Raw genomic sequence first — 12748 nt, 5'->3', positions numbered from 1 at the left:
TCTCCAGACTGAAGGGTAACGTATTGAAAATAGCACATTTCAGAGTTTATCTGCGTCCACAACTGCGTTGACGAAATCCTGCGGATCTTCCTGCGGAGGATTGTGACCTACGGTTTTGCCAAAGGTACGGTGTTCATACTTACCGGTGAATTTCCCGGCGTAGGCCTGTGGAGCAGGATGTGGCGCCCCGTTGTTTCCGCCTTCAATGGTGATCGTCGGGACGGTAATATTCGGAAGCGTTGCCAGTTTTTGCTCATAACTGTCGTATTTGCGCTCCCCTTTTTCCAGCCCTAAACGCCAGCGATAGTTACTGAGCGTCACCGCGACATGGTCCGGGTTATCAAGGGATTTGGCACTGGCGTTAAACGTTGCATCGCTAAATTTCCAGTCAGGTGATGCCTGCGACCAGATCAAACGGGCGAAGTCATGGGTGTTTTTGGCGTAGCCTTCAGCACCACGTTCGGTGGCGAAATAGAACTGATACCACCACTGAACTTCTGCTTTCGGCGGTAAGGGTTGTTTGCCAATCTGCTGGCTGCTGATCAGGTATCCACTGACGGAGACCAGCGATTTAACGCGTTCTGGCCACAGCGCCGCGACGATGTCCGCCGTACGGGCACCCCAGTCGTATCCGGCAAAAACGGCCTGCTTGATGTTCAGGGCATCCATCAGGTTCACAACGTCTTTCGCCATGGCCGAAGGCTGGCCGTTACGCGGCGTTTTGTCTGAGAGGAAACGGGTAGTTCCGTAGCCACGCAGAGAAGGCACAATCACCCGATATCCTTTGGCAGCCAGCGCGGGAGCAACTTGCGCATAACTATGAATATCGTAGGGCCAGCCGTGTAATAAAATGATCGGTTGGCCATCTTTCGGGCCGATGTCGACATAACCGACGTTAAGGTCGCCGGCGTTAATCTGCTGAGGATGATCAAACGCCGTCGTGAAATCAGTACCGGTTGCTTCGGCCTGACAGGACATGACGGTACCAAGAGAAACGGTTAATGCGAGAGTTGAGTATGCGAGTTTGCTGAACATGTTGTTATCTCCGATTGAGTACGATTCACGGGGATATAACAACATCGGTTTGTATAGCGGATATGTGCGAATGGGCCTTTATTGCAAGCCTGTGTATGTATCAGAGGCGTTGATACAATGTGATACAAACACAGGTCATTGCGTCTTAAAGCGAGACGCGATAACGAACGTAATCGTCGGCTTCGCCATATTGGTCGTAGAGTTTACGTGCCGGGTTGTTCTGCCGCGTGACCCAGTAAAGTTTTGACCACCCTTCGCGCTTGCCTTCGTCCATCAGGGCGTCAATGAGCGCTTTTCCGGTCCCTGCTCCCCGTTGGCTGGCAGCAACAAACAGGTCTTCCAGATAACAAACGGGCGCTGTCGACCAGGTTCCTTCGTGCAAAATACACATGGCGAAGCCGATGACGTTGCCGTCGCTTTCCGCAACCCGGCAAAACATCGATGAACGCTCGTCGAGCGCCCTTTGCCATGTCGCGGCGGTCACGGACTCATCGAGGACACAGTCATAAAAATAGGTGTAGCCGTCCCACAGCGGACGCCACTGGGAATAATCTTCTGCGCGTAAAGCTCTTACCGTAACAGCCATATATTCCTCTTATTACAAATCGAAAGCCTTTTAAAAGCAGTTATTGGTAGTAAAGAATTCCAGCACACCGAAAAAGAATGTGATAGAGATGAAAATATCAGAAGGTGAACAAAAACATAACGCTTAAACAGGGAGAACCACGGATGACAATACCGACGCTAACGACAGACCGCCTGTTACTCATTCCCCTGGTCGCGGAAGATGCCGCCCAGATACAGCGGCTTTATCCACGCTGGGAAATCGTTCGCTATATGGTCTCCTCAGTGCCCTGGCCCTACCCGGATAACGGCGCGGAGTATTATGTTAATAACGTTGCACTGCCGGATATGGAAAAAGGCATTGCCTGGTTCTGGAGTATTCGACGTCGCGAGGCGCCGGATGAGCTGATGGGGATTATCTGCCTGTACGATGTCGAAGATAACAACCGTGGGTTCTGGCTGGCGCCGGAGTTTCAGGGTAAGGGATACATGCGTGAGGCCTGTATTGCGGCGACGGATTATTGGTTTAACACCCTGAACAAGCCGGTGTTGCGTGCGCCAAAAGCGGCTGCTAACAGCCGCTCCCGCCGTATTTCAGACAGTAGCGGCATGCGGCTTATCAGGACAGAAAAGAAAGCGTACGTCAGCGGCATACTGGATTCCGAACTGTGGGAAATCACCCGTGACGAATGGAATGCCCGTCAGGTCAGTTGATAATACTTATCCGGTAACAGTCTTTCGGGGATCTCTTCTTCATCGTTCATCTGCAACAGGTCACGTTCCATCATGTTGCAGATGGCGTCCAGCGGCAGGTCGTTATCTTCGGTACCAAACGGGTCTTCCAGCTCTTCCGCCAGCGTATCCAGCGAGATAAAGGTGTAAGAAATCAGCGCCGACACAAAAGGTGTCATGTAGTGCAGATCGACGACCAGCGCGAACGGCAGCATGATGCAGAACAGATACACCGTACGATGAAGGATCAGCGTGTAAGCAAACGGTACGGGTGTCGTCAAAATACGCTCGCAACCCGACAGGACGATGGACATGTCGTTCAGCCGGTTGTTGAGACTGTGGAACAGGATATCTGAGAGCTCGCCATTGCGGCGCCTGACGGCAAGCCACTCCCCCATGATCAGTAAAATACGGTTCGCCGGCGAGTTGGCGTTCATCACCTTGCGTAAATCATCTTCCGGAAGATAACGGGAAAGTTGTTCGGCGTTCGTTTCCCGGCGCAGGGTCATGCGCAAACAGTTGGCAAAGGCAATCTGCAGGCGGACAAACTCGCCGAGATGTTTATCGTCCGGCAAGGTGTTTTTTACCTCGCGAAACAGAGAGCGTGCCGCTATCATCAGTTGCCCCCAAAGCTGGCGCGCCTCAACGTAGCGGGAATAGCAGGCGTTGTTTCGGAAACCGAGAAAGATAGCGATCGCCACACCGAGAATGCTAAATGGCGCAACGGTAAATTTGATGCCAAGGGACGTGTACCACGGCAGCATCAGGATCACGGCGATAGAAAGCAAAAAGTTGAGTAGCAAGCGGGTATAGATTTTTGGCAGTACCGAGCCATGCCAGACAAAGATGAGTTGTAACCAGTGCTGTTTAGGACGAACAATCATAGTGAGTTTCAGGAAAGAAAAAGAGCGTGGCTATTAAACGTGATCCCCCTCACGGTTGCAAGCATGTTAATAAAACATTGAATTTTCTGACCTGGCTAGCCTAAACCGCACGGTGTCAGAGGTGTTTTTTAAAAACAGAGCAAATAGTATGTTGTAACTAATAAGATCCCCATTAAAACCCGGCCGAAGCCGGGCAACGGTGTTAGCAGAGCGGTTTAACCGCCGCACGCATTCCTTGAAGCAGAATAGCATCCAGATCCCGTGTAACCTGCTCGACCAGGCCGTTAACCTGCGTAAGATCTTGCTCCCAGTGTTCGCTCACGCTCAGTACCGATTTTACCAGTTGGCGGGTAGTGATCTGGCGATCGTGATGCTGTGTCCACAGCTGCTGGAAACGCGCCAGCCAGTTCGCGTCGTCCTGAACCGGGTAACTTTCCCCGTTACGCTCCCCGCGATAAAACGCAATCAGTGCCGCTAAAGCAAACGTCAGTCGCGCAGGCAATGACCCGGTTGCTTTCTGCCCTGCCAGCAGCTGCGGCAGAATGCGGGTGCGGAACTTGGTCATCCCGTTGAGGGCAATCGACAGCAGCTGATGCCGGATGTAAGGGTTACGGAAACGACCCGTTACCGCACTGGCGAACGATTCCAGCTCATCACGCGGCAAATCCAGTACTGGAATAATTTCCTCATAGATAGCTTTTTCGACAAAAGCGCACACTTCAGCATCGTTCATCGCCTCGCCTACCGTGTCCAGCCCGGCCTGGAAAGCTACCGGTACCAGCGCCGTGTGCGCACCGTTCAGAATGGCGACTTTACGCTCTTTGTAAGGCCGGATGTCATCCACGATCAATACGTTGAGCGGGAACTTATCAAGACGCAGTTCGCTGGCAAGGGAGTCAGGGCCCTGAATCACAAACAGATAGAAGTGTTCGGCGGTATCCAGGAACCCATCCTGATAACCCAGTTCAGCCTGCAGGGCGGCCACTTCTTCACGCGGGTAACCCGTTACAATGCGGTCAACCAGGGTCGAGCAGAAGCAGTTGGCATCGTTCAACCATTCAGTAAAGGCCGTCGGCAGCGCCCACTCCTGCGCGTAGCGCAGCACCAGTTCCCGCAGCGCATCCCCGTTGTAGTCAATCAGTTCACACGGAATGATGACCCAGCCTTTGTCTGGCGCACCGTTAAAATGACTGAAACGCTCGAAGAGCAATCGCGTCAGTTTCGCCGGGTAGCTGACGGCAGGCGCATCTTCAAAGGTGTCGCCCGCGTGATAACCGATCCCGGCTTCCGTGGTATTCGAGAACACAAAGCGCATCTCCGGGTTATGAGCCAGCCTGAGGAACGCATCGTATTCATTATAAACGTTGATTTCGCGGTTAACGGAACGGATAAGACGTGCATCGCTCACCGCGTCGCCCTTCTCGTTCAGGCCGCGAATGATCGTGGTATACAGACCATCCTGCGTATTCAGCGACGGCGGAAAATCACTTTGAATGGGACGAACGACCACCACACCGGCGTTGAGATCGGTATGTTCGTTTAACAGGTCGATTTGCCAGTCGATAAACGCCCGCAGGAAATTGCCTTCACCAAACTGAATGATACGTTCCGGATAGTGTGGACCGGGAAAATCATGACGGTTAAGTGTGTTCACAATGGGTTCCTTTTATAATTAGTCATACAGCCTGATAAGATTGGTACGATAACTTATCAAAACTTTACGACCGGGAACCCTGTTTTGATCAATTCATGATGGAGTTGTGAAAAATAATTATAAGAACTTATAGAACACGGAGGTGGCGGTCATCGCGCCATCCGGCATCAATGCATAGCGCGGGATCTCCCCCACTTTTTGCCAGCCAGCACGCTGGTAGAACGTCTCGGCACCGCTGCCGGCGGACGTATCCAGTACCAGGACCGAAATGCCTCTGGCTCTGGCCTGAACTTCAAGTTCTTCCATCAGAGCCATTGCCGCCCCTTTACGGCGCGCTTTTTCATGGACCAGCAGTTTTGCCACATCCGCGCGATGCGGCTGATTCTCCGGCTGATCGGTGATCAACTGTACCGTGCCGATAACACCGTCCTGCGGATCGATACTGGCCAGCACAAGACGTTCATTGCGTCCCACGCTCTCAGCAATACCGTGCCAGAAAGCACGCGCTTTCTCCGGGCTAAAGGGCAACATAAAACTGACGGATGCGCCGCCGTTAACGCAGTTTTCGAGGATCGCGGACAACGCATCGAGGTGGGTGAGGATCTCTTCCCGGGTGAGGTTTTTGATGTGCAGTGAGGTATTCATTGTTTTTCCTTACGTTGAATACCGTCACTGTGCAATTAACATCTTATTAACGCAAACGGATCGATCATAGGCTTTTGTTATGTCATCTTTCGCGATGGCGTTGCTGCTTCATGGCATACATCTTTTCATCGGCCTCTTTTAGCCACTGTTGCAGGTCATGGCCATTGTGGTCGAATTCACTGAGGCCCCACGAGAACAGAAGCGACCACGGATGCAGTTTGCGGGCATTATAATTTTCGACCTGCTCGGCCAGATACTGCATCGCAATCCAGGCCCCCTGCTCATCCGTATCGGCGAACAGCACGGCAAACTCATCCCCGCCAAAGCGAACCAGCAGATCCGCCTCACGGAAGGAGGAACGCATCAGTTGCGCCATCACCTTCAGCGCCTTATCCCCTTCCTCGTGACCGTAGCGATCGTTTATCTCCTTAAAACGATCCAGATCCAGCCAGCCGAGGGTTAACGGCTCTGCACGGCGTCGGGCGACGGACAGGGTAAACCGGACGAGCTGATTAAAGCCCCGACGGTTGAATAAGCCGGTGAGTTCATCGGTAGTCGCCGCACTGACGGCGGCAAATTCATCTTCTGCCAGCGCGCCCAGGTCTCCCAGCACGGCAAGATCGGCCGCCGTAAACTCGCGCGGAGAATAATCAATCAGGCAAAGCGATCCGACGCTCGCGCCGTCGCGCAGACGCAGCGGGAAACCAGCGTAGAAACGAACGCCGGGCTCACCGGCCACCAGCGGATTATCGGCAAAGCGGTCATCCTGACGCATGTCCCCCACCACCAGCGGCGCTTCGCTGAGGATCGTATGGCCACAAAATGAGATATTGCGCGGGACAGAGTCCGGTGCCTGGCCATCCGCTGACTTCACGATCAGCGAATGCTCATCGATAAGATTGACCATCGCCAGCGGCACCTGGAAAAAGCGTTTTGCCAGACGCGTCAGGCGGTCAAAGGCCGGCGAACTGTCGATTTCAAGCAGGCCTGATTCGCGCAGCGAGTTCAGACGTTCCGTTTCGTTTTCAGGGGTTGCAGGTGTTTTCATAACGTCTCCTGACGCAAGCTTTACTAAAAGCGTAGCTTAAACAGAGACATTGTCAGTGTACGAATATCCTGTTCAGACGCTATTTGTTAACGTCACTGGCTCATGACGACTAATGCAGTGATGTTTCGCTGCCGGAGGTTGCAGTAACCTGCTCATCCGACAGCCGGGCGCTGGTCCGATTTCGCCCCGCTTTCTTTGAACGATAGAGATGATCGTCCGCTTCAGCCATCAGCTTATTAAAGACCTCCGTCAACTGCCATGATTCAGATTTACCGCTGCCCAGGCCAATGCTGACGGTCAGATACAGCGTCTGCTGGCGCCAGGTAAACGGATGATGTGCGACGGTGGTTCGGATGCGTTCAGCCAGTTCAAAACCGTGCTGCGCATCCCCGGAGTTCACGACCACCGCGAACTCTTCTCCGCCCATTCGCGCCACCATACCGTCCTCACCGACAACCTGCTGAACCTGCCGGGCAAAGGCCGCCAGTATGCGATCACCGCACTCGTGACCGTAGTTATCATTGATGCTTTTGAAGTAATCGATATCCAGCAGCATGACGGTTAAAAAACGCGAATGCCGGTGCGCCTCTTCTTGCTTTAACGCTTCATAAAGCCCGGAGCGGGAATAGACATGCGTCAGAAAATCATAATCTGCCCGCAGTGACACCTGACGAATCAGTGAATTAATGGCCGCCACGCTGACGGAGACCATCACCGGACAAATAGCCATAGTGGCAATGCCCAGCCGGGCTGAGAACATCATCGGGGTCGAAAGCGGTGTCGCAACGGCAATATTGATAATGGAGTTGGCAACCAGAATGATCTCAACGGCGCCCGTGAGAAACGTCAGTAAACAGGTGACGGGCAGCGGGTAGCGTACCGCACACCAGATAAGCGCCGGCAGCGGGAAACAGAGGCTCCCCGCGCCGCCAATCACCACCGATGCGACCACCGAGACAATCAACGCCATAACCGGGAACAGCTGCTCCAGACGTAACTGAATATCACGCACGGGCAGGCTAATCGTCAGCATACACGGCACAATCAGCACCCCCGTTGAAAACTGCTCGCTAAACCAGTCGGCAAACAGCGGCCAGAAGGTGTGACTGTCGATACCGACCGACCCCACCGCGCCAAGCAAGGCACACAGCAGCGCAGCAATCAGGCAGTAGTTAAACAGACGCAGCGCATTAAGCGGATCGGGGGTTTTCATCAGCCGTTTATCACGCAGAACCAGTATGGCGACCACGACGATAAAAATCATATTCGACAGGTTAATCACCAGCGAGGCCATTCCCCAGCTGGTGGTGACCGCGTCGTACATCAGCATGGCAACATACGCGACCGCGTAGTTATGCAGACGATTCAAATAAGCATAACGGGCGAATACTCCCGCCATAACGCCATTCAGTGGCCAGAACAGCGACAACGCTTCAACCAGACGCAATTCAGCACCCACAAAATAGAATAAGGTGGTGAGAATAAAGATCCACGACGCATTACGCAGCGGAGTATCGGGTTGAAAAAACCTGAAGGCAGAGAGAGCAGAACGCATTAAATATCATTCCGTATAATAACTTATGGCGATTATGTCGATCGTCAGCAGGATCTGAACTAACTTAACCTGCATCTATAACACAAATACAACAGGATCATAACTCGTCAAATTTAGGCGTTCATCTGCAGCACCAGCCAGTGGTGGATCACGCTGACGATATAATGCTGTTGCTGCGCGCTGAGCTGAACACCCTGCGGAATGTTATGCCACTTTGCCAGACAGCCACGACAACAGGTGGCGGTGGCATGCTGAGCGATAAACACCGGATGACCGCGCATGGGCGTCTGTTTCCCGTCATTGGTGGGATGGGCCGGTGCAAGACGCCGGGCAATAAAATCGGCGGCGTGCTGGTCAATGGTTTCGGCACCTTTGTCCCAGCAGTACTGCCGTTCCTTCGTGCCTAAGCGAAAGCGCGAACGAAAAGGCGATCGCGCCAGGCGGACAAAAAGCGGATCCAGGGTCGACATCAGTATACGGAACGTCCCAGACGTTGGGTCAGTTTCTCCAGAACTGCCACACCGGCAAGTGAATTTCCCGTTTCATCCAGCTCCGGGCTCCAGACGGCAATCGCCATTTCGTGAGGCACGATTGCCACCACCCCGCCGCCGACACCCGATTTGGCCGGAAGACCGACGCGCCAGGCAAACTCTCCGGCGTTCTGATACATCCCGCTGGTCGCCATCAGGGCATTCACCTGACGCGCCTGCATGGGCGAGACAACATCTTGCGCGAGGTGCGGCGCATGCCCCTGATGGGCGAGGAACAAGAATGTCTGTGCCAGTTCAACACAGCTCATTTCGAGCGCGCAATAATGGAAATAGTTTTGCAGCACGGTGGCGACATCGTTATGGAAGTTACCAAACGATTTCATGAGCCAGGCGATAGCCGCGTTACGGGCGGAGTGTTCAAACTCCGAGCGCGCCACCACCGCATTGTAGGCAATATCCGCGACGCCCGAGAGCTGGCGGACAATTTCAAGCATGCGCTGGCGAGGGGCGCTGAGACGGCTTTGCAGCATATCGCAAACCACCAGCGCACCGGCATTGATAAACGGGTTACGCGGCTTACCCTGTTCAATTTCGAGCTGAAGCAGTGAGTTGAAAGGCTGCCCGGACGGATCTTTCCCCACGCGATGCCAGATTTCGTCTTCCTCATACTGGCGCATGGCCGCAACCAGACTGAGTACTTTTGAAATGGACTGAATTGAAAAACGCTCGGTTGCGTCACCGGCCTGGTAACGCTGCCCGTCTACCGTACAAATGGCAATACCCAGCTTGTTCCCGCTGACCGAGGCAAGGGCCGGAATATAGTCGGCAACCTTCCCTTTTCCAATTAACGGACGAACCTGCGACAGAATCTCGTCCAACATCTCATTATGGATGACCGCAGCCACACTTTGCTCCTTGCCCTCAGGCTAAAACGGGCTGCGAGTATAACAGAGGCTTATATGTTGCGTCAGGCGCTAAGACGAAAACGCGAAACCGCCTGCAATAAAAGATCGGATTGCTTATGCAGCCGTTCAGAGGCATCCGACGCGTCAGACACCAGCATGTCGGTCTGACGGGAAACCTGATTCAACGCCTGAAGCTGCCGCGTCATCTGATGAATGCTCTCCCCCTGGCTCAGGGTCGCGACCGAGATCTCATTCAGCAGACTGCTTAAATTAGCCACCAGCCCGATCACCTGCTGCAGATTATCTTCCAGCAGGTTAACGGCCCGTGAACCGTCTTCGATGCCCTGCAAAGAGTGATTGATCAGCGCCTGAATAGTATGCGTCGAGTGGCTGCTCTTTCTGGCCAGCAGCCCCACTTCCCGGGCGACAACGGCGAAACCGCGCCCGTGGTTCCCCGCATGGGCGGCCTCGATGGCCGCATTCAGTGCCAGAATGTTGGTCTGAAACGCCACGCTGTCGATCATTGCCACGATCCCGCGCATCTCTGACGATCGGTCAACGATCGCCTGCATGGAGGCATTGACGGTTGTCATCATCCGATCGCCGCCCGCGGCTACCTGGCGCGCCTCGTCCGCCCTGGAGCTGGCGAGCTTTGCATAACCTGTATTCCCTTCCACGTGGTTTTCCAGCGCGGCAATGTGTGTCGTCACATCCTCAAGCTCTTTCGCCTGACGAGCCGACTGCAGATACAGCTTCTGGTTGCCCTGCGCCAGCGAGCCTATATTTTCAACCATTGCGTGGGTGGCATTGCTGACCTGGGTCACCAGTTCCTGCAGTCCGTGTTGCAGGGTGGAAACACTGTCGCTTAACTGTCCGATCTCCTTGTTAAAGCGCAGAACGCCCGGCGGTGTACCGGACAGGTCTCCTGCCGCCAGCTGGTTAATGTGAGCAATCAACCGACGCAGCGGCGTAATGACCCAGCGGGACATGCCGAACCACACCAGAATGGCGATGGCAAGTAACAGAACCGGTGCAGTCAGGAAGAGCGTTTGCAGGCCATAGAGTTGCGCCATCAGACTCTGGCGGCCCTGCATCGCCTGCTTCTCGCTGGCCTGCTGATAGCGGGCATAGTTTTCGTTGAAGTCAGTCTGAAAAGCCTGGGCAGGTACGGCAAAAAAGGCGTCGATCGTGTTGGTCTTGATGAGCCCTTCCGCCTGCTCCTTGATGGCACCGTAGAAAAGCTGGTAGCTGGTGATCAGGGCATCATCTTTTGGCGGATTGAGCGCCAGCCAGGCGTTCCAGGCCTGCTGAGAAACCGTCAGCGACGCCTGAGCTTCGTCCATCAGGCTGTGCCAGCTTCCTTCAGAGCCGGTCTCTTTATCCTGCATAAACCAGACGCCGGAGCGGTTAAGCAGATCGCTTGCTGCCAGCAGAGACACGCGGGCCAGATCCAGTTTGCTCTGTTGCTGGTATGCCAGCAGATTTTGCTGCTCGTTGCGCTGAGCGTCCTTCAGGGAAGCATTGAGCAAAAATGAAGAGGAGAGTTGCAGTGCGGAGAAAAGACCAATAATACAGAAAATACCGGTCAGCAGGCCAAACTGACGAGGGATGAGGCGCTGCGCAATACGGCGAAAAATTTGCGTTAGGTTCATAATTTTCTTCAGTAACAAGACGTTAGACGCGTGCGAGTCTACGAAACGAAAATGACAGAACCATTGCAGGAAAATGACAACGGCCTTCGTGCTGAAGGCCGTCATCGGAGAGCGAACTAGACTCTGTTCTTCCATACCGTTTGCACGTTACAGAACTCATGCAGACCGAAGTGGGAAAGCTCACGACCAAAACCGCTCTTCTTCACGCCGCCAAAGGCCACGCGCGCATCGCTGGCGCTGAAACCATTGATGAACACCCCACCGCACTCCAGCTCACGGGAAAATTTCTCCGCCAGCGTATCGTTCGCGGTAAAGACGGTTGCGGACAGACCAAAGTCGCTGTCGTTAGCCAGCTGCAGCGCGTGCTCCGCGTCTTTCGCAACGCTAACCGCCGCAACCGGACCAAACAGCTCCTGACGAAATGCCGTCATGCTGGCAGTGACATTCCCCAGCACGGTCGGTGCATAGTAATTACCTTCACCGGCGACTTTCTCCCCGCCAAGCAGCAGCGTGGCGCCTTCGGCCAGCGTGGCCTGCACCTGCTGATGCAATTCATCACGCAAGTCAAATCGCGCCATCGGGCCAATAAAGTTTTCTTCGCTATCCGGCGCCCCCATCTTCAGGGCTGCCGTCGCCTCGACAAAGCGCTGGGTGAAAGCATCAGCGATGCCCTCTTCCACAATAAAGCGTTTAGCGGCGGCGCAAACCTGTCCGGTATTCTGATAACGTCCGGCCACGGCTGCTTTCACCGCCAGATCCAAATCAGCATCATTGAGCACAATAAACGGATCTGAACCGCCCAGCTCCAGAACGCATTTCTTGAGTGCTGCCCCTGCCTGCGCACCAATCGCCGCACCCGCGCGCACGCTGCCGGTTACGGTTACGGCGGCAATACGACGGTCGTTGATCGCCTGGCTCACGCCCTCATTCGTGGCATTCACCCAGCCAAAGACACCCTGCGGAAAACCGGCGTCAGCAAATACCTGCGCAATGAGGTCAGCCGAGCCGAGTACGTTTGGCGCATGCTTGAGCAGATAGCTGTTCCCGGCCAGCAGGATGGGTACCGCGCCACGCAGTACCTGCCAGAGCGGGAAGTTCCACGGCATGACGGCAAGAACAGGTCCCAGCGGCCGGTATTCAATCACCGCGTTTTGGTTTTCTACCAGGGTCGGTTCAGGCTGCAGCATTGCCGGGCCGTGTTCCGCATACCAGTCGCAGAGGCTGGCGGATTTTGCCACTTCAGCACGCGCCTGCAAAATGGGTTTGCCCATCTCACGGGAGATCATTCGGGCCATCTCGTCTGCACGGTTTCGCAGCGCGCTGGCGAGATCGCGCAGCTTCTGCGCCCGGTCTGAAACGCTTACGCGTCTCCACTGACGAAAACCGGCATCAGCCTGCGCAATTGCGCGTTCAACGTCGTCGGTGCTCGCCCACGGATACGCCGCGAGCGTCTCACCGGTGGCTGGGTTAACAGAGAGGGCATGTGTAGCAGATGAATAAGTCATGATGGTCTCCACGTAATAACGGTTGATTCATTGTGGCGCACTCTGCTATTTCTTAAAAATGAATAATACTAACCACCT

The 12748-nt window shown here is 54.5% G+C and carries 12 protein-coding genes; 1 reads left to right on the top strand and 11 read right to left on the bottom strand.

Features of this window, described 5'->3' with window-relative positions; all coding sequences use genetic code 11:
- Positions 1 to 39: 39 nt before the first annotated feature.
- Together QRN24_RS04365 and QRN24_RS04360 are read right to left on the bottom strand one after the other, a co-directional pair.
- On the bottom strand, positions 40 to 1035 hold the full coding sequence (locus tag QRN24_RS04365; RefSeq protein ID WP_032681006.1) for an alpha/beta fold hydrolase: 996 nt from the start codon (positions 1033 to 1035) through the stop codon (positions 40 to 42).
- Between the two features lie 145 nt (positions 1036 to 1180).
- Positions 1181 to 1621 carry a GNAT family N-acetyltransferase gene (locus QRN24_RS04360; protein ID WP_284942389.1) on the bottom strand — a complete coding sequence of 147 codons (441 nt, stop codon included), beginning with the start codon at positions 1619 to 1621 and terminating at the stop codon, positions 1181 to 1183.
- Positions 1622 to 1764: 143 nt separating this feature from the next.
- On the opposite strand from QRN24_RS04360, the gene QRN24_RS04355 reads away from it, so the two are divergent.
- Positions 1765 to 2313, top strand: a complete 549-nt coding sequence (locus QRN24_RS04355) for a GNAT family N-acetyltransferase (RefSeq protein WP_284942388.1) — start codon at positions 1765 to 1767, stop codon at positions 2311 to 2313.
- Here the strand turns inward: QRN24_RS04355 and QRN24_RS04350 are convergent.
- The 9 genes from QRN24_RS04350 to sad form a co-directional block, all read right to left on the bottom strand.
- On the bottom strand, positions 2301 to 3215 hold the full coding sequence (locus QRN24_RS04350) for a bestrophin family protein (protein WP_014170060.1): 915 nt from the start codon (positions 3213 to 3215) through the stop codon (positions 2301 to 2303). The genes QRN24_RS04355 and QRN24_RS04350 overlap by 13 nt on opposite strands.
- 202 nt (positions 3216 to 3417) lie before the next feature.
- Complete coding sequence (locus tag QRN24_RS04345; RefSeq protein WP_284942387.1) at positions 3418 to 4869, bottom strand: tagaturonate reductase; 1452 nt, start codon at positions 4867 to 4869, stop codon at positions 3418 to 3420.
- A 117-nt stretch (positions 4870 to 4986) separates the two neighbouring features.
- Entirely contained in the window at positions 4987 to 5514 is a 528-nt protein-coding gene (locus tag QRN24_RS04340; RefSeq protein WP_284942386.1) for a GNAT family N-acetyltransferase, read from the bottom strand.
- 82 nt (positions 5515 to 5596) lie between these two features.
- Positions 5597 to 6562 carry a sensor domain-containing diguanylate cyclase gene (locus QRN24_RS04335; protein ID WP_063156410.1) on the bottom strand — a complete coding sequence of 322 codons (966 nt, stop codon included), beginning with the start codon at positions 6560 to 6562 and terminating at the stop codon, positions 5597 to 5599.
- 109 nt (positions 6563 to 6671) lie between these two features.
- On the bottom strand, positions 6672 to 8117 hold the full coding sequence (locus QRN24_RS04330) for a sensor domain-containing diguanylate cyclase (protein WP_020884148.1): 1446 nt from the start codon (positions 8115 to 8117) through the stop codon (positions 6672 to 6674).
- 113 nt (positions 8118 to 8230) lie between these two features.
- Positions 8231 to 8587: a DUF4186 domain-containing protein gene (locus QRN24_RS04325; protein ID WP_047356499.1), complete on the bottom strand. Its 357-nt coding sequence runs from the start codon at positions 8585 to 8587 to the stop codon at positions 8231 to 8233.
- Positions 8587 to 9513 (bottom strand): glutaminase B, encoded by a 927-nt coding sequence (gene glsB, locus QRN24_RS04320; RefSeq protein ID WP_025204200.1) that lies wholly within the window; start codon positions 9511 to 9513, stop codon positions 8587 to 8589. The genes QRN24_RS04325 and glsB overlap by 1 nt, the downstream gene beginning before the upstream one ends.
- A gap of 62 nt (positions 9514 to 9575) precedes the next feature.
- Positions 9576 to 11165 (bottom strand): methyl-accepting chemotaxis protein, encoded by a 1590-nt coding sequence (locus tag QRN24_RS04315; RefSeq protein WP_284942385.1) that lies wholly within the window; start codon positions 11163 to 11165, stop codon positions 9576 to 9578.
- Positions 11166 to 11281: 116 nt separating this feature from the next.
- Positions 11282 to 12670: a succinate-semialdehyde dehydrogenase gene (sad, locus tag QRN24_RS04310; protein ID WP_032681013.1), complete on the bottom strand. Its 1389-nt coding sequence runs from the start codon at positions 12668 to 12670 to the stop codon at positions 11282 to 11284.
- Between the last annotated feature and the right edge of the window lie 78 nt (positions 12671 to 12748).

It is taken from the genome of Enterobacter sp. MEB024 (genome assembly GCF_030209635.1).
Lineage (GTDB): Bacteria > Pseudomonadota > Gammaproteobacteria > Enterobacterales > Enterobacteriaceae > Enterobacter > Enterobacter ludwigii.
Note: the sequence above shows the minus strand (reverse complement) of the source record. Positions and strands in the feature narration are given on the sequence as shown.